Here is a 25,545-nt window from a genome sequence, read left to right on the forward strand (position 1 = left end):
TAATTTTTAAAATACATACACCTTCCTCTGAAGTATCAAATCAGATAGAGGAATAAATTTGTAATCACAAATTTACTTCGTTGCATGTTAAAATTCTTATAATCATAAAAATTCATCGAGGATGAATTTTTTGTACATAATACATAATTAGGATTAACTCTTACAAGCTAATTTTGAATTAAATATTTCTTACAAATTATTATGACCTAATAACAGACTTATTTAAGATTAGTACACCTTTCTTAATTTTATTTTATTTTAGTAAAAGAGAAAACACCATTAAAGGTAAAATTATGGCATTGATAAAAGCTCAACAACCAAAAGAACTAAATCCAGATGAATTGAAGTGGAGTTGTGACCCAAACCAATTCGAATTTGAGACGACAACTCATTTAAAGCCAATTGAAGGTATAGTAGGGCAGGAGCGGGCACTTAAGGCGCTTAAACTTGGTGTGGAACTAAGAAGCCAGGGTTATAATATTTTTGTAACAGGCTTATCTGGTACAGGCAAATTAACTACAATTAAAAAAGTATTAGAATCAATTAGTCCCGATTGTTCACAATTAAAGGATTACGCATACGTAAATAATTTTGGTAATACAGATCGTCCAATTTTACTGGAATTCAGTGCCGGCCAAGCAGTTGCTTTTAAAAATGAATTATCCAAAGCAATAAAATTTCTTCAAGAAAAAATTCCTCAGGTTCTTTCTACAAATCCTTTTTTATCGAAAAAGAAAAAATTGCTTAGTGATTTTGGTGAGCAGCAGCAATCAATAATGAGTAAATTTGAAGAGAGACTGCAAAACGATAATTTCACACTTGGACAAGTAAAAATAGGCGAACTTGCGCGGCCGGAAATTTTAGCAGTGGTAGACAATCAGCCATATTTCATCCAGCAGTTAGATGAACTAATAAAAAGCGAAAAAATAACTAAAGAACAAGCTTCTCAAATAACAAAAAAATACGCTTCCTACCAAGAAGAACTCGCAAAAGTGTTTAAGGAAAGTTTAAGACTCAGTAGAGAATTTCAAGAAAAACTGCTTCATATGGAAAAAGATTATGTTTCTGAGCTTGTTTCTGTGACTATTGGAGAACTAAAAAAGAAGTTCGAAATTCAGAAGGTACATCAATGGCTGGATGAAGTAAGTAAAAACATTCTTGATAACTTGGATGTGTTCAAAGGAACAAAACCCGCATCAGAAGAAACACCAGAAGGAGTAGTAGTTGATTACTTAAAAGAATATGAGGTCAACATAATATTGGATAATTCTAATGTAAAAGAATGCCCGGTTGTTATTGAAACTTCGCCAACGTACAATAATTTGTTTGGTACAATAGAAAAATACTCTGATGGAAAAGGCGGTTGGTATGCAGACTTTACAAAAATTAAAGCAGGCTCTTTATTGCATGCAAACGGCGGTTACCTCGTTATTAACGCAATGGACGCATTTAGCGAATTAGGTGTATGGAAAACATTAAAACGAGTTTTGCTTTATGGCAAATATGAAATTCAAGATATGTCAAATTACTTTCAATTCTCGCCCAGTATATTAAAACCCGAGCCAATTTACGTCGATACAAAAGTTATAATGGTAGGCAACAATTACATTTACAATTTACTTTCGGCTTACGAAGACGATTTTAATAAAATCTTCAAAATAAAAGCTGATTTTGATTATGAAATGAAAAGAACACCTGAGGCGCTGAATGAATATGCGAGATTAGTAAAAAAACTAATTGAAACCGAGGGTCATCTTGAATTTGATAAATCTGCAATTGCACGAATTGCTGAATATGGTGCAAGACATGCCGGCGAAAAAAATAAACTTACAACCCGCTTTGCTTACATAGCAGATTTAGCAAGAGAAGCTTGTTTTTGGGCAAAAGATAATGGAGATAAAATTGTTAACGCCTATCATGTTGAACAAGCTTACAATGCCGGTAGAGAAAGACATGCTCTATATGAATCTAAAATTAACGAAATGATTAATGTCGGTACTATATTGATTGATACTCAAGGTTCAAAAGTGGGTACAATTAATGGATTGGCAGTTTATGAAAGCGGGCATTATGCATTTGGTAAACCTACCCGAATTACTGCTTCGGTCTCTTTGGGCAATGGAAATATAATTAATGTTGAACGCGAGGCTGGACTCAGCGGAAATACTCACAACAAAGGTGTTTTAATAATTTCAGGTTATTTTAAGGAAACCTTTGGGAAAAACATTCCTCTTTCTTTCAATGCTAGTTTAGTTTTTGAACAAGGTTACGGCTTGGTTGATGGCGACAGTGCTTCTATAACAGAAATTTGTGCTTTGCTTTCTGCTATTTCGGGTATTCCAATAAAACAAAATTATGCTATTACTGGCTCTATTAATCAAAAAGGTGATATTCAGCCCATTGGTGGTGTCAATGAAAAAATTGAAGGTTTTTTTGACATTTGCAAGCTGCGCGGTCTTGATGGTTCTCATGGTGTTATAATTCCTTATCAAAACATAAAAGACTTAATGCTGAAGAGCGAAGTAGTAGAGGCTGTAAATAATAAGAAATTTCATATCTATGCAGTATCGAAAGTGGAAGAAGCCATTGAGATACTAACCGGAGTTAAAGCTGGAAAGTTATTGAAAGGCGGAAGTTATGAGAAAAATACAGTCTTTGGAGAGGTTGAAAGAGCATTGATAGAAATGAAAAAGAAAAGTAAATCGGAACCAACAAAAAGTACAGGTAAATCCAAACCAAAAAGAAAGACCAAAAAGAAAAGATGAGAGCAATAGATACCAAAACAAAAATACTTGCTACAGTTGGACCGGCTTCAGATTCAAAAGAAAAACTAAAGGCACTTGTCGAAGCCGGCGTAGATGCGTTTAGATTGAATTTTTCACATAGCGACCATAATTATTATAAAAGAATTTTTGATTTAATTAACGAGGTTTGTGTTGAAGAATCATTACCTATTGCTATTTTAATTGATTTACAAGGACCAAAAATTAGAATTGGAGATCTTTCAGAACCCGAAATACAAATAAATTCGGGAGATAAAATTGAAATCACTACCAAAGAAGTGCTTGGTACAAACAAATTAATTTCAACATCTTATTCAGAATTAATTGCAGATGCTAAAGTTGGGGATGATATTTTAATTGATGATGGACTGATTCACTTGAGAGTAGCGGCTAAAAAGAAGCAATCACTCGTATGCGAAATTATTGATGGCGGGATCTTAAAGCCTAAAAAAGGTATGAATTTGCCCGGTATGAAATTGAGCACACCCTCACTTACACAAAAAGATATTTATGATCTTGATTTCGCACTTTTACACAGAGTCGATTTTATTGCTCTTTCTTTCGTTAGAAAAGCTAAAGATATCCTCCACTTGAAAGAATACTTAAAAAGCAAGAATAAAGATATTCCCGTTATTGCTAAGATTGAAAAAAAAGAAGCAGTAAATAATTTCAACGAAATCCTTAAAGTTTCCGATGGAATAATGGTAGCAAGAGGTGATTTAGGAGTTGAACTTAAAACTCAAGAAGTACCAGTAATTCAAAAAAATATTATAAGAAAATGCAATGAGGTTGGTAAACTTGTAATTACTGCAACTCAAATGCTTGAATCGATGATTAATAACCCTGTACCTACACGAGCCGAAGCCTCTGATATTGCTAATGCAGTTTGGGATGGAACCGACACTGTTATGCTAAGCGGTGAAACTTCTGTTGGTAAATATCCAATAGCTGCTGTTGAAATTATGAACGAAATTTTAGCTGCAACTGAATCTCAATCGGGATTTAGAACCAAAGTCGAATATGAAACACCTGATAACTTAGCCGATAATATTTTTGATGCAAGCGGAAAGGCAATTGCAACTATGGCCGACCAGCTTAAAGTCAAAGCAATTGTCATCTTTACTCATTATGGCAGAAAGGCAGTGGTTGTTTCCAAATATAGACCAAGTGCACTTATTGTTGCTGTATCAGATAACTTTGAAACTTTAAACAGACTGAACTTACGGAGAGGAATTAGGTCGTTTTACATTAGTGACTTATCGGATGAAGAAGAAATTATTAGAAAAGCGACAGAAATAATTAAGACAAATAATATTGTAAGTGAAGGTGACATTGTTTTGTTTACATCGGGAGCGCCTATTTCAGAAAAGGGACGTAAAAGCTGGGTACGATTTTCAGTTATTTGATAATTTGAAAAAATATTATAAGTTAATAGTGAATATCTTACTCATCTTTACTGAGCCGAAATTTTCCTCTTGTAGAAAACACTAAAAATATTCCTAATGTAAAGCAATTATGATATCAGCGACAGAAAATATTAAAGAAGCAAAATGGTGGAAACCTGCAGAAAACGGAAAAATTCTCTGCACCCTCTGTCCGCGTTATTGTACTATAGGTGAGGGACAAATAGGATTTTGTTTTATACGGCAGAACATAGGGGGCAAATTATACACAATTGGTTACGGAAGGCCTACTGGATTTGCAATTGACCCAATAGAAAAAAAGCCATTAAACCATTTTTTACCAGGCACTGAAATTTTAAGCTTTGGAACAGCAGGCTGCAATCTTGGTTGTAAATTTTGCCAGAATTGGTCAATAAGTAAAGCTAAGTATGATAACTTAAATTCCTTAAATTACTCGCCGGAAGAAGTTGTAATGTTAGCTAAAAGATACAAAGTTCCATCAATTGCATATACTTATAATGATCCGACAATTTTCGGTGAGTATGTGATTGACATTTCTAAAATTGCAAGAGAGGAAGGAATAAAATCGGTAATGGTAACAGCTGGTTACATAGATAAAGATGCACGAAAGGAAGTCTATAAATATATTGACGCTGCTAACGTTGACTTAAAAGGGTTTACTGAAAGGTTCTACCATAAATTAACTTTTTCTCATCTCAATGATGTTTTAGATACACTCATTTGGCTTAAGAAGGAGACCGATATTTGGTTTGAAATAACTACATTACTTATTCCAGATGAAAATGATAACCCAGAAGAAATAAAACAAGAATGCAATTGGATATTAAACAACTTAGGAGATGAAGTACCCCTTCATTTTACTGCTTTTCACCCCGATTTTAAGATGAGGGACAAAAACAGAACTCCCCATGAAACATTAATCATGGCACGCAATATAGCTTTGCAAGCCGGTATAAAATTTTGTTACATTGGAAACGTTCACGACGATGAGGGACAAACAACTTATTGCCCTAATTGTAAGTATAAATTAATAGTAAGGGACTGGCACAGTGTGCTTAAATATAATTTAACTGGCAATAAATGTCCTAAATGCAATTCAATTATCCCCGGCGTTTTCGAATAACCCAAATTTCTTTCAGTAAATTAACCCGTCAATGGTGTATTGTTGTTATTTAGCTGCCATTAAAAACTTACCAAAACAGTTTTTATTTCATTTGGCCTGAAATTTAAAGATAACCTACCGCCATCATATAAAATTTTTTTGGATTTTTCTTCAAGAAAATTTGTTTCAAAAGCAGCAGAAAGTTTTGCAAAGAATTTTAAAGTTGCTTTTGTCTCTTTTCCTTTGCATTCGTATAAATATAAAATATATCCGTTCCCGCTTTCGGATTTTTTAAAGGAAGTTAAAATTATATTATCAGCATCAATAGAGAGAAATGAAGATGATGGACTTAATTTTCCATCATAGATTTCTGTTAGTTCTGCAATTAAAGGATAATTATACTCATACCCTTTTTGAATTGTCATGCTTGTTTTTAAGTCTCCTTTGTGTGGATATAAAGAATACTCAATTGAATGATCGCCGCGGTCAGCTGTAGGGTCAGGCCATTTGGGCGAACGAAGCAATGACAATCTCACAATATTTTCTTTTATATCATAACCGTATTTAGTTCGGTTGAGTAAACTAATCCCAAAATCTTTTTCAGAAAGGTCAGCCCATTTTTGTGCAGCCACCTCCCATTTGCCTTTATCCCATTGTGCTTTCAAGGTAGTTGATCTTTGAATTGAGCCAAATGGAATTTCATAAGTTGCAATTGTATCTTTAATTGCAAATGGGAATGCAACTTTCAACATGGTTTTATCTTCCCACCATTCAACATTTATTTTGAAATCAATTCTGTCAATTCCTTTATAAAGAATAACATCCTGTGTAAAGAACGAAGAAGGAAAATCCTCTGTAGGAAATTCTTTTTTAGTGCCTGGTTTTAAATAATCTCTATATAATCTTATAACAGTTCTAACAGGACCGTTTTCCACGAATTCAGCTTTTCTAAATTTTGAAGGGTATTCAATTCCAGTCAACCCTATGTTCCATGCGTCCCAAGCATTGGGTTTGTCTTCGAGCAATTGCAATTGATTACCATAGCCTGAGAGTAATTCTTTATTGTATCTTTTATCATAAATGCTTTTTAGCCATCCTGAGTTTAAATCTACTGCTACTTTAAAGTATTCATTTTCTATTGATGTTTCTTTCATTGAATGAGGCAGAGGAGAATTATCTATTTTAAGTGACGCCCTTGAATTGTTTTTATTATCGTCTTTGATTAGGCTATAAGTTTTATAGCCAAGAGAAGGCACCTCCTCTGCTTTAAAAATTAATTCGCTATGAAGTTTATCTTTTACAATAATTTGCGAAGGAATTTCATAACCAGATTCATCAACTACTTTATAGATTTCATTTTCTCCTTCTGGCAAATTTACTTTTACAATATCACTCCTTGTCCACGCTAAAGGATTAAAGACAACAAGAGGTTTTCCAGTAAAATTTTTTGTGTTAATGTTGCCGGCTATTTCTTTTAATGATTTTTCTAACTCATAATTACCTAATTCACAGGAAGTTTGATAATCTTTATTGGCGTCTAAATAAATTTCTCTAATTCCAGAACCGGGAAGAATATCATGAAATTGATTAAAAAGAACATTATACCATGCACTTTTCAAGTTTTCATGTGGGTAGTTATACCCAAGAATATTTGCAATGGAGTTAAACTTTTCTGAGTTTGTAAGAAGTACTTCAAGATTTCTATTCCACTTTTTGATATTAGACTGTGTAGTTAGTGTGCCGCGATGGTATTCCAAATATAGTTCATTGTTCCAAACGGGGAGGTCGGACAAATCTTGTTTTTTAAGCCAATTTAGGTAATTTTCTGCTGTACCAAATTCTATATCAGGGAATATATCTAACTTTTTAAGGTTATCTATTCTAGACATCATTTTTAGTGAAGGTCCGCCGCCATGGTCACCTACACCGAAGAGAATCATTAATTTTCTGAATCCAGTATTTGCTTCGAATTGTCTCATCCAATCAATTAATTGGAATGGATTTGTAATTTCGTTGACGTAATCGAATGGGAAGTAGGTTAAAATCTTTGTGCCGTCGGGGGATTCCCACCAAAAAACTCTGTATGGAAATACATTAGTATCGTTCCAGCCTATTTTTTGTGTAACGAATGCGTCGATTCCGCCTTTAGAAAGTATTTGGGGAAGGTTCCAGTTATAGCCAAAAGAATCTGGATTCCAACCTAATTTTGCTATGCTTCCAAAATTTTCTTTGAAGAATTCTTGCGCGTATAATAGCTGTCGTGCCCATGAATCGCCGCTTGGTAAGTTGCAATCGGGCTCAACCCAAAGTCCGCCTACTATTTCCCATCTGCCATTTTTTACATATTCTTTTATTTGTTCGAATAAATTTGGATAGTAATTTTTCATCCATTTGTAATAAGCTGCAGCACTTTGTGTATATGTAAAGTCAGGTCTTGCTTTAAACATGTTAATTACAGATGAGAAAGTATTGTGGCAAACTTCAACCGTTTCTTTTTTCCGCCACAGCCATGCAGCATCTATATGTGCATTTGATGTAAAGTGAAGTGTAAATTTTTTTGCAAATTTTGCTACAGGTTTTAGTTTTTTTCTTACTTCATTTACCGAAGCAAGAAATTTTGATGTGTCACCTTTTGCAAGCGCATTGCAGTTAATTTTTAGAACAGAAGATTGTAAAAGTTCATTGAGCTGTTGTTTTTCTTCTTTATTTATTTTGGATTTGTCAATCCCCGGGTCTACTTTTACGCGAGCATTTGTTTGGTAGGTATCGAAACTTAAGAGTTTTTGTCCAGTACGCAGACTTAAAATTAAATTTTGTACTAACTTTTGAATCGGCAGTTCTTTTGCAAAATCAAGTTTGGCACGTATAAGGCGCAATGGACCGCCAGTATTGATAGCTTTGATGACTAAAACAAATTTTTCCCCTGGCTTTGCACTTTGTGTTATTTCAAACTCACCATCCCAAGGAAATTTTCCTTTATTTTCTCCGTTTATAAACATGTAACCATAATCGTCAACAGAGACAAGAAATTTTATTGTGCCGTTTACAGGTACGCCTGCTATAAATTCTGGTAGTTCAATAACTTTTCTTAACCAACATGAATCTGGATAGATGTTTTCGTTCAATTTTAGATTTTGCCATTTGGAATCGTCAAATTCAGGATTTGACAATTGACTTGCACTAAATGAGAAATCAGTTGAATATTTCCAATTGTTTAGCGAGGCTTCACTTATTAATTCAAGCTGCTCAACTATTTTATCTACATTGGTTTGGGCAAGTAAAGTTAATGGCAGTAACAAAAAATAAAATATCTTTTTCATATAATTTACCTTCTAAGATTAAATCATATTTTGAATCATTTTATTTCTAATTGGTTCTTTGTGGAACCAAAGAAAGTTTCACTAAGTCTCACAAAGAACTTTTTTCCTTTGTGTTACGTTGTGTTTCCTTTGAGTGACTTTGTGTAACAAAAAAACATCATCAAGCTTCACAAAGAACTTATTTTCTGTTTTCATTTTGAAAAACGTTTATACAGCACCCATGTGAAAATTACTGATAACAAAAGAATAGCAGCTGGGATAATTACCCCAAGAATCGGAGAACCAATTCTTTCAGCGTATTGAATTAATGCAATCATTTTTCACCTTCCTTTCTGTGATGTTTTTTATATGAATACCATGCAAGAATTAATCCAAGAAAGGAAGCTATGTAGGCAATTGACATACCAATTACCATTGCAAATCCTTTATCCATGAATTTCCTCCCAGCGTACTTTACGCTCTAAATTTTCCAGATATTCATGCTGCTTTTTTTCGTATTCGTTTGAAATTACTTTTAATTTAGGATCAATTATCCAATGCATTAAGTAGGTTAATATAATTCCAAGCGCTAAGAGTAAAAATCCCCAAAGATTTATTAAAAAACTCAGTGCCGTGCCAATCATTAAAAGAATATAGCAGAGTGGTGAAAGTACTACGGTAATCCAATCTTCTTTAGTCCATTCGTCAGCTTGGTCTGGAGTCCAATTTCTTTTAATAAGTGCCATTTATTTTCCTCCTTGATTTTCTAATTTTACATGTACAAGCAGTCCAAGTTTTTCTGCCTCGCGCTTTACTGGTCCCCACCATCCAATTGGTCTTGCTTGAACGTAATATTTTACTAAGTGTTCCATATCATCAGGTTTAGTAAGTAAAGTAATTGGTATAAAAATTAATGCGCCGAGAATCATTAAGAGCCAGAACTGTTGATAGTCTGGGAGTTGTGGTAGAATTTCAAAATGAGGGAGAATCCAAACTACAAGCCAGCTTAGGCCGAGATTTGCAATCCAGGATGACAAGTATCCCCAGGCATTAAAACGCCACCAGACCACCTGCAAAATGTTCGGCAGCCAAATTCCAGCAGCCATAAGCCACAAAGCAAAAATGAGCCATGAGGTTATATCTTCCATCATTAATCCGTAAAAGAACGAGCCGAGCAATAGAACCAATGTTGCAATTCTTCCTACCCAGACTAATTCTTTTTCGGACGCTTTGGGTCTAAAGTAATGCAAATAAAGGTCACGAGTAAAATACATTGCTCCCAAATTTAAGTGCGAAGCAACAGTTGAAATGTGGATTGCAATTACTGCTGCAAAGAAAAATCCAACTAATCCTACAGGTAAAAATTCAAAACCAAGTCTAAACCAGCCCATTTCGTATTGTGATTGAGAGGTTATATTGGGAAATAAAACGTAAAAGCCTAAAATAGCAGCAGCCCATATTGAATTTCTTGTTAATACAAGTGCAGTTCCCCACCAAATACTGTAACTTGAATCGCGTACAGATTTTGCACTTTGAATTCGTTGTGCTTCGACGTACCAGTCAATGCTTGTTCCCATACCAAAGCCACCTATAATAGCAATTATCATCATAGTAATAAACCAGGCAACTGGAAAGTTTCCCTCGAACCAACCTGTAAATGCAAATGGATTTATTCGCCAGGATTCACCCATCGCATTTAACTTATTTACTATACCTGAAGGTCCTCCAGCAGCAATAATTCCCCAGATAGAAACAATTAGTATCATTAAGAATGCAATTATTCCTTGTTGAAAATCAGCCATTATAACTCCCCAAAAGCCAGCTGCCAATACATAAATTGCGCATAGTGATGAAAACACAACTAATCCAACCCAAACATCCCAGCCGAATAAATAATTACATACTTTTCCCATTGCAATTCCAACCCAGCCAAGTATGAACATGTTCATAAATACCTGCCAACCAGAAATCCAGCCGCGTAGCATTTCAGCTCCGAGTCCGCTGAACCGTTGGGTATTCCATTCGGCTTGAGTGTAAGCAAGTGAACGCCTAAAAATTCGTGTAGAAACAAATGCACTTACTGCACACCAAGCAGCAAAGAATGTGTACCATAGACCAGCAATTCCATATTTATAAACTACACCTGATACCCATATTGGTGTATCCGTAGCTGTATGTGTAGCATAAACTGAAGACGCAGGCAACCACCAGGGTAATCCGCGACCAGCTAAAAAGAAATCGGACTCAGACCTTTTCCCTAAACGGTAGAACGCTACTCCAAGTCCAACTGTTACGACAAGGAATAAAACTACCCAAAACCAATCGAGAAATTGGAATTGAATCATAAAATACCTCAGTTATTATTTGGTGTGTTGAGTTTTTATTAAAAGTTGGCTTAGAAATTTTGCTGGGGTAATTGTATAAATTAATCACCTTTTTGCGATATTAAATTTATTGCTAAATGAAATTAAGAATTGGTAATCTTTGAATCAATAAAGAATTTTATAATGTGAGAGTTCACATAGCTTGGGATACAATAGAAGTTTGTAAGACCAACTTATTATTTATGTTCTTATTATGTGTTTAACGCTTCTCTTAAAAAATCATTAAAAGGTTTGCCTGCTAAAAAATAATCCATTAGAATATCTGGCAAGTCTTCTTTTAAAATATATGTGTTCGAAAGTTCACTTCCGAAGTAAAATTGTTTATTAAAAATTAATGGCTGTTTTGATGCATATTTTTCAAATTCCTTAGGTAGCCTTTTTGATTTTTCTCCCAATACTTTTCCTCCGAATTTTGTTTTAAACTCTTTTGAGTTAATAATTTTCTCGAACCTTTTTGAATGTAGAATTAAATGCTTCCTAATTTTATTTATGCTTTCGTTATTGGGAAAATATAATCCGCCGTAAATTCCAATTCCTTCATGGTTCATTTCAAAGTAAATGCCTGGTTCATTCCAAGCTTTTCTGCCGCCTCTGTTTATTGCCGCTGAAACATGATTTTTGTACGGAGTTTTGTCATTTGAAAATCTTATGTCGCGGTAAATTCTAAAAATAGCATCTTTAGGTTCTATCATTAACAAGGGGTCTTCAAAGCTTAATCTTGTAATTAATTCAAAAACCATTTCTTCAAACGGCTGTTTAATATTTTTTTCATAACGTTCTTTGTTTGCATTGAACCATTCTCGATTGTTGTTTTCCGTTAATTCTTCAAAAAATTTTATAAAGTCTCTTGTAAAGTAAGGCATGTAAAAAAAACCTTTCCGAAAAGGTTCATTTATTATGAACAGTTAAATAAATTTTAGAACGTTTCCTACTCTGCTAAAGTTTTATGAAAATAACTTTTTGTGAAATTAATAAACTTGCATGCTGCAAGCAAGGTTTGAAAATGATTAAGAAATCAAATACCTATTTATTAACCCCGAGCTTCTCAAAGTCTAATTAAAGGCCGTTTATCTACCTTTCATCAAAATATTTTTGTGAACGGTCATTTTTATTATTTTACATTTCATGAATTTAGAGAACTATAAACATATAATTTGGGATTGGAACGGCACAATTTTGAATGATGTTGATCTTTGTGTCGAAATTATAAATAGTCTTTTAACATCTCGTAATTTGCCTGCAATTGACAAAGTTAGATACAAAGAAATATTTACCATTCCAGTAAAAAATTATTATGCAAAATTAAACTTTGACTTTATACGAGAACCTTTTGAATTGTTAGGCAAGATTTGGATGGAGCAATACGAACTACGAAAATATGAATGTAGTTTGTATGACGGAGTAGTTGATTTGCTTGAGAAAATAAAACTTAGAGGAATTGGACAGTCAATATTATCTGCATATTCACAAAGTACATTAGAAAACCTTGTTGAACATTTTGGATTAACAGAGTATTTCTCATACGTTGTTGGTTTAGATAACATATATGCAGCGAGTAAACTTCATCTTGGTAGGGATTTAATGGGAAAATTGGGTAACGGTAAGGGAGAAACGTTAGTAATAGGGGATACGCTGCACGATTTTGAAGTAGCAAAAGAAATCGGTGCCGATTGTATTTTGGTTTCATATGGTCATCAAGATAGGAAAAGATTGAGTTCTGTTGGCGTAAAAGTAATTGACAGTTTAGCTGAATTATTATAAACCAGCTCCAGCATGCTGTAATGTGATAATAAATAACATAAGAATTACCATCATTACAAGACTCAACGATTTAAGTCAGGACAAAGCTAGTTTAACAACTATAGAATGAGAGCCGTCATTACGAATCTCGATTGTTTTTTATTATGATAAAGAGACAGGTGGTCGATGCGAATGCACCACTTCGTGGGAAGACCTCGACCCTACAACCATTGAATCATCAATTTTCATCAGTTGTAGTGGCTGGGTTCTCCAGCCCAAGCATCTCTAACAAAACATAAATGTTAAACTTTTTCTGTATCGAATTACTTTGCTTCACTACATTTCACTACTAATGACAATTAATGATTTGTTAGTTAATTGCTTCGTCCACTTAAGCAGTAGGCTCATACCAGCATTAAACTGAAACAAAAAGCTGCTTCATTGTAGTAAAAACGTAACCTCTCAACAAATTATTATTCAAAAACTGTATTTGCTAAAGTTAATTTGAAGTTTACTTTGGCTCTTTTACAACCCAATTAGTAATTGCACTAACAGCAGCTTCAAAGAAATTTTCATCTTCCAATTTTTTCTCTGCTGTCTTATCAAGTGTCTCGTACCCAACGCAAACAAAATATTCAGCTTTATCGAAAAAGTTTGTTACTTTATGATAAAAGTCAATTGCATGGTGATAGTCTATTGCTGTATCGATAATTCCATTATTGATTACAAATTTCCACAAGATAACCCGATTTAAAATTAATGCATAAACAACCTCGCTAACTTTTAATCCCTCTTTTGCTCTTGTTTTACCAAGATTAAAAAAATGTTGTGCTGTTTGTTGATAAATATTTTCATCGCTTTGAAGCCATTCGCCTAAACGTTTGTAAACGTCAAAAACACGACTTCTCAGCTCGGCTTCCGATAAATTTCTATAACCTTTTGTTGAAGGATTTCTTTTTACTTCTTCCACCCATTGACTTGTAAGCAAATGGGCATTGTTTTCTACAAGATGAACAAATTTATTCATAATTATTATTGCCTCTTATTTTGTCAAGTTAAAAACTTTTTCAGCGGATGCAATTTGACCAGAGTAAGCATCTTTAGCATTAATAATAATCTTATAATTTCCTGTGGTATAAGTGGAATCGAGTTCAATTTGTATATCGATGCCAACATCAGATAACTTTTCACTTGATAATTTTTTTAACGTGTCTGATAAAACATTTTTTAAAGTATCAGTATTCGGCAATACTAAGTTTACATTGTAAATCAAGTTAATTTTGAATTCATTATTATCCTCTTTTGTAAAGTAACCTTTAGCTCTAACCGAAGCATTCAGTTCCCATCCGGGCTCTAAGTTAAAAACGAATGCTTGTGGATTGTAAAGCTCAAATTTATTTTTTTCTTTTGAACAACCGTTAATTAAAAGAAAAAATGCTAATAAAGGAAAAACCTTTTTCATCATTAAAAATTTTTAATCTATTTACAATATTTTTAAGAATGTACAAAAATAAAAATAAACAAAAGATATATTCTGAACACTGCTATCCAAAATAATTTTAAAATCAAATCCCGAAGGGATGAATTACCAAATAAATTTAGAAAACTTCATGATTTTGGACTATTCTACTTGTCTTGTAAATCAATCCCTATCTCGTCCCTACGGGACTTTTAACTTCAGTTTGATATTTATTTATTCTATAACTATATAATCCCTAAAGGGATTACATTGGTTTAAGGATAATCAAAGCTTTATTGTCCCGTCAGAACAAAATATTTATAGGATAAAGAACAAAGAATAGATTAAGTCCCTTTAGGGAGAAAATAAAAAATATATTGGACAGATCACTGCTGTCAAAAATAAAAAATAGCGCACAAAATAGATGAAAAAACAAGTCATATTGGACAGATTTGATTCTGAAAAATTATTTATTGAAATTATTTCATCAGATGTAGGGGCGAGGTCCCATCGCCCAAGCACCTTTCATTTGCAATATGAGCTCGGTAACACAGCCCATTTATCTATCACAAGTGAGTTTTTACAATAAAAAATAGCCTTAAACGATATTAACAAAAATATTTAAAAAAAGATTTAGTTTTTTGCTATTACTTCATATATTGTAAATTATAAAATAGTTGTTTCTGCTGAGAGGTAATTCACTAATTTAATCACAAAAAAGAGGAGCCCAGCCATGAAGAGATTAATTCTCTTATTAGTACCCCTTTTAGTTTGCAGTGTTTTTACTGCAAGCAATTATGGACAGAGTCCAATTATCGGTAAAGAGTTTACCGTTCGAGAGGCAAATGAACTTTTTGGTAAGCCTACTCAAACTGTAAGAGTTGATGCAAAATTCCTGAAAAAATTACTCGACAACTCAGGAGAGTATTTTATGTTTACCATCAAAAACGGTAAAGCTTATTTTGCCAATAAACACAAAAAACTGTTTAATGATGATGGTGGATTTAATGGCGATGAAACTATGTGGGTAGTTAGTACAAGCGTATTAAAACACCTTTTAAGTAAGGGTGCAAATACTATGGGAATAAAAAATAAAAGCACAACAGCTACAAGTGATGTTTTAATTGAGCAAAGAAGTGGTACGCTTACTGTAACTTATAATGATGCAACAACTGAGATGGCATGGGTTTGCCCACCATCTTGTCCGTACTAAAATTTCTTATAAAATAAATGGATACATCTAAATTATATTATTTCTTATTATTACTTTCTACTGTTTTATGGATTTTCCCTTCTATAAGGCAATATAAGACGCACTTCTTTTTCTTTTTTTTATTACTTGCAATTTCAGATCCTATTATTCTCATTACTGGTGGTTTATTTCGTCTGTCTATATCCTCATTTATATACCCCCTAAGTAGTGCATTGATGGTTATAAGCTTATTGGATATAGCAACATTAAGAAAGAACAAATTAGGGTTAGTTTTATATTTGCTTGTCATAGTTTATATTGGCTTTCTTACGAGTGAAGAAAATGTTCGTAGGTATGTGGTAGTTCTTAATTATTTTATAATAATATTTATAATTCTGAAAGATTTTATTGTAGCTTTTGTCAACGACAAAAAAATAAATCTGTTTTTACTAATGCTGATATTTTACTTGTTTACATCTCTGTTGAAAATGTTCAATTTAATAATTGGTTTCACTGATGCAATTGCTTTCTTTTATATTACAACATTCTTCCAAATACTCTTTGGATTCTTCTTTTCAATCTTTAGAGAAGATAACCCCAAAGTCGTTATTCAGTTTTGAGAACCCATTGGTATTTTCGCTGCTTCTTGTCGTCATCGTTATGGCGATAACGTATATATATTACCGTTACGTTATAATTCCAATGAAAAAGAAGCATTTGGAAGAGAAGGAAAACTTAAGGTTGCAGCAGGCAGAGTTAATGGCTTTATTTGCTGAACTTTCACCTGATCCTATTTTCAGATTTGACCACACCGGCAAAATTATACTTGCTAATAACGCAGCTCATAAATTATTCCATAGAAGAAATGTACTTGGTGAAAACGTCAAAGAACTTCTTTCGTTTGTTAGTGATATTGATATTGATAATTTAATTACAGAGACAAGACAAATTACTAATACAATGATTGTTGACGAGCGATATTATCAATTTATTTTAACTGGTGTGGCTAAATTTAATATGTGTCACGTTTACGGAAGAGATATAACGGATTTAAAGAAAAAGGAAACCGAATTAAAAGAAGCATTAGCAAGAGCAGAAGAAGCAAAAAAAATTAAGGAAAATTTCCTCGCTCAAATTTCTCACGAGATTCGTTCGCCACTAAATGCTATTGAAGGTTATGCTGAATATTTAATGGACGAATTAAAACAAGAAAAAAGAGAAGAGCTGGTGGATATTTTCCGTTCAATTAAAAACAGCAGCAAGAGATTATATCGTACTTTTGACTTGCTTCTTAATATGTCGCAAGTACAAACCGGAAGATACGACGTGCGTTTTGAGAAAGTTAATATTTACGCTTTATTAAAAACGCTTTTTATCGAGTTCAAGTCAATGGCCGAAGAAAAGAAACTCGCTTTTTCTTTAGTTAATAAAGGTGATGAAAATCCAATTGCTTACGTTGACCATTATTCAATTGTACAAGTATTCGCTAATTTGATTGATAATGCAATTAAATTTACTAATGAAGGCGAGGTGGAAATAATTATTTCTCAAGAGGATTCCAATGTTTGCGTCGATATTCGAGATACCGGCATAGGCATTTCAGAAAATTATCTTAAGAATATTTACACTCCTTTCTCTCAAGAACAAACAGGATATACAAGAGCTTATGATGGCACTGGCTTAGGACTTGCACTCGTTAAAAGCTTTTTGGATTTAAATAGAGCAAGAATTAAAGTCCAAACCCAAGTAAACAAAGGTACTACTTTTAGGGTAGTCCTAAATGGAGAGAAAAAATGGAAAACGCAATAAATAATAGAATTAAAATACTTATTACTGAAGAAGACCCGGACAATCAAAAGTTAATCTTACTCTATTTCAGAAAATATTTTGATATTACTCCTTGCTATTCATCCGATGAGTTTTACGACTTGCTTAACAAAGACAAGTACGATTTAATATTGATGGATATTTCAATTAGAGGTGCAAAGAATGGATTGGAACTTACTAGAGAATTAAAAAGAAACCCTGCTTACGCTAAAATTCCCGTACTATGCTATACAGCACATGCATTATATCAAGACAGGCTTAATGCGTTGGAAGCTGGCTGTGATGCGTATTTAAGCAAACCATCGGATTTAAAGACTTTATTAGTTGCTATAATAGATTTGCTTAAAACAAGCGGCAAAACATTAACTTTTGATATACCGGCGGAGTCTTATTCGTTTTCTTAAAATAGTTTGCAAATCTCCGAGGTTTTATAGTTTGCTAATTATCAAAAAAACCTCGGAGATATTAACTTTACGAGACCCCGATGTAGACTATCGAAATTAAGCTATTTGCTAATTAAAAGTAGACAGCATGTTTCTGTCATTACTGGCATAAAGGTCATTTGTGGTTGCTAAATTTATCTTGCTTTTAGATAAAAGTAACATTTGAAGTAGTTTCTTTAATTACTTTTTAGGTGACCCCCTAAATAATCTCAGAATCATTTTATTGAATCCAAGCTGAGATTGGCAGTATCTACAAAAATCTTGTTTGGCTGACCTTATCATTTAGTTCCTTAGAGCAATTATTCAAGAATAATTTTTCAGTGTTTTCTATTAATTATGATTTTTCGTTTTATATATTCTTTGCAAATTATTTAAATTGCATTATCCTAAAATTAGAGGGGAATATGAGATTGAAGTTTTTTATATACATAATCGTTATCGCTTTAATTGCCATTCAATTTATAAATGTGGAAAGAACTAATCCGCCTGTTGCAGCGGAAATTAAAGCTCCACCTGATGTGAAAAAAATTTTAAGAAATTCATGTTACGACTGTCATTCTAACGAGACAAAATGGCCGTGGTATAGTTACATTGCCCCTATTTCATGGTTAGTTGAAAAAGATGTTAAGTCGGGCAGAAAACATTTAAATTTTTCTGAGTGGGAAAAACTAACTACAAAGAAAAAAGACAAGAAAAGGGAAGAGATTTGGGAACAAATTAGTAAGGATGAAATGCCGTTGGATATATACACGTACATGCATCCGAATGCAAAATTAAGTTTATTACAAAAAAATATTATAAAAAACTGGTTGAATAATTCAAATAACTTTTTTGATTATTGATTAAAATGAATAGCCAGAAAGAAGAAACTTCAATTAAAGAAAAAAGGCGCGTTGCTGTAAGTTCTATAATTGCAGCTATCTTTTTAACAACTATGAAGTTTATAGTTGGATTGGTTACTGGCAGCTTGGGAATTTTATCAGAAGCTTTGCATTCGTTGTTAGATTTATTTGCTGCAACAATTACTTTTTTAGCTGTAAAATATTCTGACCTGCCACCCGATAAAGAACATCAATACGGTCATGGAAAGTTTGAGAACTACTCAGCTCTTGTCGAAACAGGTCTTCTTGGAATTACATGTTTTTGGATTATCTATGAAGCAGTAAAAAGAATAATTACAAAAAACGTTGAAATTGAAGTTACATTTTGGAGCTTTGCAGTTGTAATAATATCTGTAGTTATTGACTCAACACGCTCACGTGCATTATATAAAGTGGCTAAAAAACATAACAGTCAAGCTCTTGAGGCCGATGCCCTTCACTTTTCGACAGATATATGGAGTTCTATGGTTGTTCTTTTTGGATTGATTGGTGCATCATTAAATTATTTTTACGCAGATTCTATAGCTGCGTTAATTGTTGCTTTAATTGTTCTATCGGTTACCTATAGACTAGGTAAAAAATCTTTTGACGCACTTGTTGATAAAGCACCAATAGGATTAACAGAACAAATTGATGAAATTGTATCGGCAATTGAAGATGTAAAATATCACCACAATATTAAAGTCAGGGAATCCGGGCCATATAAATTTGTAGAAATTAATATTCATGTTGATAAAAAAATGACAATTGAGCAGGCACATGCTGTTTCACATATTGTTGAGGAGCAAATAAAAAATAAAATACCTAAAATTGAAGTAACAGTTCACACAGAACCCGATGTATAATTAGATCTAAAACCGATAATCCTTTTTACACATAGGCAATTAGCATTCTTATGCTATATTTTCTTAAATTTACTTTCCGAATTGTAAATATTACCTCGTATCCAAATTAAATGTGAAAATTGAATAAAATTAGGGGAAAAATAAAATGAACGAAATAAAAAACAATGGGTCAGAAATTATAGATGAAATAGAACTGCGCGAATGGCTTGAATCACTTGAATATGTACTGCAATCCGGCGGCCCCGAAAAAGTTAAACAACTTTTGCACGATCTCGATATGTATGCCCACGAATCTGGTGTTGAATTACCTTTTACGGCTAATACACCTTACATTAATACAATCCCAGCAAAAGAACAGCCGCCATTCCCTGGCAGCAGAGAAATAGAAAGAAGAATAAAAAGCTTAATCCGCTGGAATGCTATGGCTATGGTTGTAAGAGCAAATAAAGAAGAACCGGGCATAGGCGGGCATATTTCTACTTATGCATCTGCTGCTACTTTATATGAAATTGGGTTTAATCATTTTTTTAGGGGCAAAGACGATAATAGTGAAGGTGATATAATTTACTTTCAAGGGCATGCATCTCCAGGCTTTTATGCGCGAGCCTTTTTAGAAGGAAGAATTTCCAAAGAACAGCTTGAAAACTTTAGGAGGGAATTACGACCTGGCGGCGGTCTATCGTCTTATCCTCATCCTTGGTTAATGCCAGATTTTTGGGAATTCCCGACAGTATCAATGGGGCTGGGTCCAATTCAAGCTATTTATCAAGCACGCTTTTCAAGATACCTTGAAGACAGAGGTCTGAAAAAACCAAGTAATGCTAAAGTCTGGGCGTTCTTAGGCGATGGTGAAACCGATGAGCCTGAAACTTTAGGCGCAATATCATTAGCAGCCAGAGAAAAACTCGATAACCTGATTTTCGTTATTAATTGTAACCTACAACGGTTAGATGGACCAGTAAGAGGCAATGGAAATATTATTCAAGAACTTGAAGCAGTTTTTAGAGGCGCAGGCTGGAACGTTATAAAAGTTATTTGGGGTAGTGATTGGGACCCGCTTCTGGAAGCTGATAAAACGGGATTGCTTGTTAAAAGAATGAATGAAGTTATTGACGGCGAGTCACAAAACTTTATTGTTCATGGTGGAAAATATGTTCGCGAACATTTCTTCGGAAAATATCCTGAGTTGCTAAAATTAGTCGAACATTATACAGATGAACACCTTGAAAAAATGAAACGCGGCGGTCATGACCCAGAGAAAGTTTACGCCGCTTATAAAGCTGCTGTAGAACATAAAGGCTCACCTACTGTTATTTTAGCTAAAACTGTAAAAGGCTATGGTCTTGGCGAGGCCGGCGAAGGTAAAAATATTACTCATCAACAGAAAAAATTAAATGAAGAAGAGCTTAGAGAATTTAGAACTAGATTTGGAATACCTATTTCTGATGATGAGGTAGCTAAAGCACCTTTCTACAGACCACCGGAAGACAGCCCGGAAATTCGCTACTTGAAAGAAAGAAGAAAAGTCTTAGGTGGTTATATTCCTAAAAGAGTTGTAAAAGCTCAGCCTATCCAAACACCATCAGAAGAATTATTTGAAGAATTTTATGCCGGCACAGAAGGAAGAGAAGTTTCCACTACAATGGTTTTTGTTAGAATACTTGCTAAATTGCTGCGCGATAAAGAAGTAGGCAAACTTATAGTTCCTATTGTTCCAGATGAGGCAAGAACTTTTGGAATGGAAGCTTTATTTAGACAAATTGGAATTTATTCTCATTTAGGACAACTTTATGAACCAGTAGATAAAGATAGTTTGCTTTACTACAAGGAAGCTAAAAACGGACAAATTTTAGAAGAAGGAATTACCGAAGCCGGTTCGATGGCATCTTTTATGGCTGCAGGGACGGCCTATGCTACTCACGGAATTAATACTATACCTTTCTTTGCCTATTATTCAATGTTTGGTTTTCAGAGATTTGGCGATTTAGCATGGGCTGCCGGTGATATGCGCTGCAAAGGCTTTTTGATAGGAGCTACTGCAGGCAGAACTACTCTTGCAGGTGAGGGATTACAACATCAGGATGGACATAGCCACTTACTTGCTTACCCAATTCCAAACCTTATTGCATACGACCCAGCTTATGCTTATGAACTTGCTGTGATTATTCGTGATGGTATTTACAGAATGTATGAAAAACAAGAAAACGTTTACTATTATATCACTGTAATGAACGAAAATTATCCTCAGCCTGAAATGCCTAAAGGAGTTAAAGAAGGAATTTTGAAAGGAATGTATAAGTTTAAGTCCTCAACAATAACACCTAAAACTTCAGCTAAAAAAGAGCTTGATGCAAAGGTCCATTTAATGGGTAGCGGAACTATTTTAAACGAAGCGGTTAAAGCAGCAGAAATTCTCGAGAAAAATTACGGTGTGCCTACTGATGTTTGGAGTGTAACAAGTTATAAAAACTTGCACCTCGATGCCCAAGAAACAGAAAGATGGAATTTATTCCATCCAGATGAAAAACCGCGGCTGCCATACATAAGTGAAGTAACAAAAGGGGAAAAAGGAATATTTGTAGCTGCTTCAGATTATGTACAAATTCTTGCTGACTCTATTGCTAAATGGTTGCCTGGACCTTTACATACGCTTGGGACTTTTGGATTCGGTAGAAGTGAAAGTAGAGCAGCTTTAAGAGACTTCTTTGAGGTTGATGCTAAACATATTGCATATGCTTCATTATATTCATTAGTGAAAGAAAGACTTTTGAAGCCTGAAATTCTTAAAAAAGCCTTAAAAGAACTTGGCATTAATACAAATAAACCTAATCCAGCTAAATCATGATAAAAAATAGGAATTGTTATTATGACTATAGAATTTAAACTACCTGAACTTGGTGAAAATATAGAATCGGCTGATATATTAAAAATACTTGTATCTGAAGGTGATAAAGTGAAAGTTGATCAGCCAGTCTTGGAGATTGAAACTGATAAAGCTACTATTGAAGTACCCTCTGATGTAAATGGAGTGATTAAAAAAATTCATGTTAAAGAAGGGACAAAAGCTAAAGTAGGACAAATAATTTTTACCTTAGAAGAAGACAGTTCTAGGACTGATATAAAAGGTTCTGCGAATGGAAATAAAACTGAAAAAGTAACTGCTGGTGAACCAATTAAAAAAATAAATGAAACCACACCTAAAGCTGTAGAACAAGAAATTAATAAAAGGCGTGTTAAAGCCGGTATTTATGAATTTAAAATCCCCAATTTAGGCGAAAACGTTCAATCGGCTGATATAACAAAAGTGCTGGTTTCAAAAGGTGATAAAATCTCAGTAGACCAAACAGTGCTTGAAATAGAAACTGATAAAGCTACAGTGGAAGTTCCATCAGAAATTGAAGGCATTATTAAGGAAGTAAAAGTTAAAGAGGGTGATAAAGTAAAAGTTGGCGATGTTGTTTTTATCATTGAAACCACTTCAATAGCTGAGAAAGAAACTCAACAAGAACCAGAGACTAAAATCTCTCAACCATCTACTGTTGTAACTGAATCTAAAGAACAGCAAGTCGATATCACGGAAATCTCCACCGTGCCAGATGTGGTTGACAAAATTAAACATGACTTTGAAGCTAAAGCCAAATTGCCTTCCGTTCCTTCATTAATTGCGCCTGCCGCTCCTTCAGTTCGAAGATTTGCACGCGAAATTGGTGTTGATATTCATAAAGTGAAGGGAACCGGGCCCTCGGGGAGAATTACAGTCGAAGATGTAAAAGCATATGCAAAAGGCATTAACGAGCAAATTACAAAAGGGGGGATTGGTATTGGTGTTGTATCAGAGGCATTGCCAGATTTTTCAAAATGGGGCGAAGTTGAACGCCAGTCCATGAGTAATGTAAGACGTAAAACAGCAGAACACCTTTCATATGCATGGGCGACTATACCGCATGTAACACAATTCGACAAAGCCGATATAACCGAGCTTGAGAATCTTCGTAAACAATTTGGTAAAAAAGCAGAAGAAGCAGGTGGTAAGTTGACAGTAACTGCAATATTACTGAAAGTTGTTGCCTCCGCGTTGAAAGTCTTTCCTCAGTTCAATTCTAGTGTTGATATGATTAAAGGAGAAATAATTTATAAAAAGTATTTTAACATTGGAGTTGCGGTCGATACCGAAAAAGGGTTACTTGTTCCAGTTATAAAAAATGTTGATAAGAAAAATATAATTCAACTTTCAGTGGAATTGGCTGAGATATCAAAGAAAGCACGCGATAAAAAACTTTCTCTCGAAGATATGCAAGGCGGCTGCTTTACGATTTCTAATCTTGGTGGAATAGGTGGAACCTATTTTACACCAGTGGTAAATTCACCAGAGGTCGCAATATTAGGTGTTTCAAAAGCAACTTACGAACAGAGATACATAAATAATAAATTTGAACCACGTTTAATGATGCCTTTGTCATTATCTTACGATCATCGTGTTATTGATGGTGCAGACGGCATAAGATTCTTGAGATGGGTTGTTAATGCCCTCGAAAATCCTTTTCTTCTAAGTCTTGAAGGATAATACCGGTTCTTTAACATTTTACTGTAATTACCTCTTGTAATTACCAATAACCACTCTTTTTTATAAAAAAGGGAAAAAGTAGTTGTACATTGTGTTAATAGTCTTATACTTTAAGTTCGTCTAGTAGCAAACTTTCTTTTTATATCAACTTTTAATTGATAAAGTAACCTAATGCATTAGCATGATAAAATATTTGTCTTATTAGAGTGATTAATCTTATTTTTACTGCCTAAGTTTATATTAAAAATTGAGAAGGGAAAATGACTAATGCACAAAAATGGCTCGCTGCTTTTTTAGTAGTTTTTGTCGTTTTGTTTTTAATAGGAAGAGCAACAAAAAAAGAGGAAACTCCATCTCAAATACCAATGGGGATGTTAAGTGAAACTGAACAATCTGTGAATGAAAATGCTGATGGGAAAACGCTAACCGTTCAATTAGGATGTATATCATGTCATGGAGAAAACTTAGAGGGTACAAAATTAGCGCCATCATTAGAGTTTGTTAAAAATAATTGGATGCGGGATAATTTGATAAATTATTTAAGGAATCCTTCTTCGTACGCAGGCGACAAACGTTTTGAAGGGTATCGTGCTAAATATCCTAATGTAATAATGCCATCATATAATAACATTGATGTCAAAGATTTAGGGAAAATAGCTGATTATTTGTTATCGCGCTGAGTAATATTGAGTAATATACTGAACAGGAATTTGAGTTGACAGGTTAGTAGATTGGGTCCATTCCATATTTTCCGCAAGAATACATCATCATTATTGAAGCAATATCAATTGTTGCTCTTTTCTCTTCATCTTCTGGAATAACAAGGTCGTAAACTTCAGCTACAAATTTCATGTTGGCAAGAATTTTTTTTAGTTCAGAATAAGTTGGTTCACCATGCCAGTTTGCTACACGTTTAACCAGGTTGATTTGGTTTCTACGTAAAAATTCAGAAAAGGTAATTATTTTGTAACTTAATTTTGTCCTTGGTCTGCAAACATTAATTAAATCATTTGTGTACTGGTCCCATTTTTTTGCAAGGTCATCGTTTTTATCATACATAATATATTTTGCTTTATCCGGTGTAAATTTAGCTCTTGTATGAACTTTAAATTTGGGAATGAGGGCATAACCATCGTAGCTGATAATATCCGTTCCTTTTTCTTTATATCTCCATTTTCTTACTAGTTGAGAACTAGAAAGTATAGTAATTACTTTATCCGGTTCACTATCTATTACTACAAACTTACCTTTTTGGTAACTAACTACAGTGCACCAGTGTTCCCAGTTATCCACGCTTAATATACAAGGATGGCCCTTTTTCAACTCGCTTACAAGCATTCTTCGTGCGTCGTTTGGGTTACTCGATTGGAAGTGTTTCATTCTGCATTTAAATCTTCTTGCTGCGCGCGATAAACCAATTTCATCTGTGCCAGCCCACCAAGTACTGCCTGCAATTACTCCAATTTCATCTTCATCTTTAAATACTCCAAGCATAACCAAAGCATACTTAAGTGCGAAAGGACCACATTGATATTTATTTGGCTGTGGATAAAAACTCATCGAAAAATTAGCACTTTTATTGGGGTGTAAAAATAATAAAAC

General features: G+C 33.9%; 21 protein-coding genes. 13 read left to right on the top strand and 8 right to left on the bottom strand.

All coding sequences use genetic code 11. From position 1 onward, the window contains the following. Positions 1-293: 293 nt before the first annotated feature. The 3 genes from ABRY23_04300 to amrS all read left to right on the top strand — a co-directional run bounded on the left by ABRY23_04300 (position 294) and on the right by amrS (position 5,330). On the top strand, positions 294-2,765 hold the full coding sequence (locus tag ABRY23_04300) for an AAA family ATPase (GenBank protein MFA3782267.1): 2,472 nt from the start codon (positions 294-296) through the stop codon (positions 2,763-2,765). Then, the gene (pyk, locus tag ABRY23_04305) at positions 2,762-4,189 is read left to right on the top strand and encodes a pyruvate kinase (protein ID MFA3782268.1); all 1,428 of its coding nucleotides are present in this window, start codon (positions 2,762-2,764) and stop codon (positions 4,187-4,189) included. Before ABRY23_04300 ends, pyk begins: the two co-directional genes overlap by 4 nt. Before the next feature lie 109 nt (positions 4,190-4,298). Further along, positions 4,299-5,330, top strand: a complete 1,032-nt coding sequence (amrS, locus tag ABRY23_04310; GenBank protein MFA3782269.1) for an AmmeMemoRadiSam system radical SAM enzyme — start codon at positions 4,299-4,301, stop codon at positions 5,328-5,330. Between the two features lie 59 nt (positions 5,331-5,389). On the opposite strand, the gene ABRY23_04315 is transcribed toward amrS, so the two are convergent. From ABRY23_04315 to ABRY23_04335, 5 genes are all read right to left on the bottom strand, one after another. After that, a complete protein-coding gene (locus ABRY23_04315) occupies positions 5,390-8,629 on the bottom strand; it encodes an alpha-mannosidase (GenBank protein ID MFA3782270.1) in 3,240 nt (1,079 codons plus the stop codon). A 191-nt stretch (positions 8,630-8,820) separates the two neighbouring features. Then, positions 8,821-8,946 (bottom strand): hypothetical protein, encoded by a 126-nt coding sequence (locus tag ABRY23_04320; GenBank protein MFA3782271.1) that lies wholly within the window; start codon positions 8,944-8,946, stop codon positions 8,821-8,823. A gap of 108 nt (positions 8,947-9,054) precedes the next feature. Continuing rightward, complete coding sequence (locus tag ABRY23_04325) at positions 9,055-9,354, bottom strand: hypothetical protein (GenBank protein ID MFA3782272.1); 300 nt, start codon at positions 9,352-9,354, stop codon at positions 9,055-9,057. Then, positions 9,355-10,953, bottom strand: a complete 1,599-nt coding sequence (locus ABRY23_04330) for a sodium:solute symporter family protein (GenBank protein MFA3782273.1) — start codon at positions 10,951-10,953, stop codon at positions 9,355-9,357. A 230-nt stretch (positions 10,954-11,183) separates the two neighbouring features. After that, on the bottom strand, positions 11,184-11,855 hold the full coding sequence (locus ABRY23_04335) for a DUF2461 domain-containing protein (GenBank protein MFA3782274.1): 672 nt from the start codon (positions 11,853-11,855) through the stop codon (positions 11,184-11,186). 262 nt (positions 11,856-12,117) lie between these two features. Between ABRY23_04335 and ABRY23_04340 the strand changes: the two genes are divergently transcribed. Beyond that, the gene (locus ABRY23_04340) at positions 12,118-12,753 is read left to right on the top strand and encodes an HAD family hydrolase (GenBank protein MFA3782275.1); all 636 of its coding nucleotides are present in this window, start codon (positions 12,118-12,120) and stop codon (positions 12,751-12,753) included. A 490-nt stretch (positions 12,754-13,243) separates the two neighbouring features. Here ABRY23_04340 and ABRY23_04345 read toward each other — a convergent pair whose 3' ends face one another. Together ABRY23_04345 and ABRY23_04350 are read right to left on the bottom strand one after the other, a co-directional pair. After that, positions 13,244-13,759, bottom strand: a complete 516-nt coding sequence (locus ABRY23_04345) for an RsbRD N-terminal domain-containing protein (GenBank protein MFA3782276.1) — start codon at positions 13,757-13,759, stop codon at positions 13,244-13,246. Positions 13,760-13,774: 15 nt separating this feature from the next. Beyond that, positions 13,775-14,197, bottom strand: coding sequence for a hypothetical protein (locus ABRY23_04350; protein MFA3782277.1), 423 nt, complete (start codon positions 14,195-14,197; stop codon positions 13,775-13,777). Positions 14,198-14,924: 727 nt separating this feature from the next. Between ABRY23_04350 and ABRY23_04355 the strand changes: the two genes are divergently transcribed. The 9 genes from ABRY23_04355 to ABRY23_04395 all read left to right on the top strand — a co-directional run bounded on the left by ABRY23_04355 (position 14,925) and on the right by ABRY23_04395 (position 24,623). Continuing rightward, positions 14,925-15,404, top strand: a complete 480-nt coding sequence (locus tag ABRY23_04355; GenBank protein MFA3782278.1) for a hypothetical protein — start codon at positions 14,925-14,927, stop codon at positions 15,402-15,404. Positions 15,405-15,619: 215 nt separating this feature from the next. Further along, positions 15,620-16,003: a hypothetical protein gene (locus tag ABRY23_04360; GenBank protein ID MFA3782279.1), complete on the top strand. Its 384-nt coding sequence runs from the start codon at positions 15,620-15,622 to the stop codon at positions 16,001-16,003. A gap of 82 nt (positions 16,004-16,085) precedes the next feature. Further along, positions 16,086-17,192 (top strand): ATP-binding protein, encoded by a 1,107-nt coding sequence (locus ABRY23_04365; GenBank protein ID MFA3782280.1) that lies wholly within the window; start codon positions 16,086-16,088, stop codon positions 17,190-17,192. Continuing rightward, on the top strand, positions 17,177-17,614 hold the full coding sequence (locus tag ABRY23_04370; protein MFA3782281.1) for a response regulator: 438 nt from the start codon (positions 17,177-17,179) through the stop codon (positions 17,612-17,614). Before ABRY23_04365 ends, ABRY23_04370 begins: the two co-directional genes overlap by 16 nt. 443 nt (positions 17,615-18,057) lie before the next feature. Next, positions 18,058-18,495: a heme-binding domain-containing protein gene (locus tag ABRY23_04375; protein MFA3782282.1), complete on the top strand. Its 438-nt coding sequence runs from the start codon at positions 18,058-18,060 to the stop codon at positions 18,493-18,495. 5 nt (positions 18,496-18,500) lie between these two features. Continuing rightward, a complete protein-coding gene (locus tag ABRY23_04380) occupies positions 18,501-19,379 on the top strand; it encodes a cation diffusion facilitator family transporter (GenBank protein MFA3782283.1) in 879 nt (292 codons plus the stop codon). Positions 19,380-19,524: 145 nt separating this feature from the next. Further along, positions 19,525-22,224, top strand: a complete 2,700-nt coding sequence (aceE, locus tag ABRY23_04385) for a pyruvate dehydrogenase (acetyl-transferring), homodimeric type (GenBank protein ID MFA3782284.1) — start codon at positions 19,525-19,527, stop codon at positions 22,222-22,224. Between the two features lie 21 nt (positions 22,225-22,245). Then, positions 22,246-23,943, top strand: coding sequence for a dihydrolipoyllysine-residue acetyltransferase (locus ABRY23_04390; GenBank protein ID MFA3782285.1), 1,698 nt, complete (start codon positions 22,246-22,248; stop codon positions 23,941-23,943). 260 nt (positions 23,944-24,203) lie between these two features. Continuing rightward, the gene (locus ABRY23_04395; protein MFA3782286.1) at positions 24,204-24,623 is read left to right on the top strand and encodes a cytochrome c; all 420 of its coding nucleotides are present in this window, start codon (positions 24,204-24,206) and stop codon (positions 24,621-24,623) included. Between the two features lie 43 nt (positions 24,624-24,666). On the opposite strand, the gene ABRY23_04400 is transcribed toward ABRY23_04395, so the two are convergent. After that, positions 24,667-25,503 carry a cysteine peptidase family C39 domain-containing protein gene (locus ABRY23_04400; GenBank protein MFA3782287.1) on the bottom strand — a complete coding sequence of 279 codons (837 nt, stop codon included), beginning with the start codon at positions 25,501-25,503 and terminating at the stop codon, positions 24,667-24,669. Positions 25,504-25,545: the final 42 nt, after the last annotated feature.

The sequence above is a fragment of the Melioribacteraceae bacterium 4301-Me genome (assembly GCA_041538185.1).
Taxonomy (GTDB): domain Bacteria; phylum Bacteroidota; class Ignavibacteria; order Ignavibacteriales; family Melioribacteraceae; genus Pyranulibacter; species Pyranulibacter aquaticus.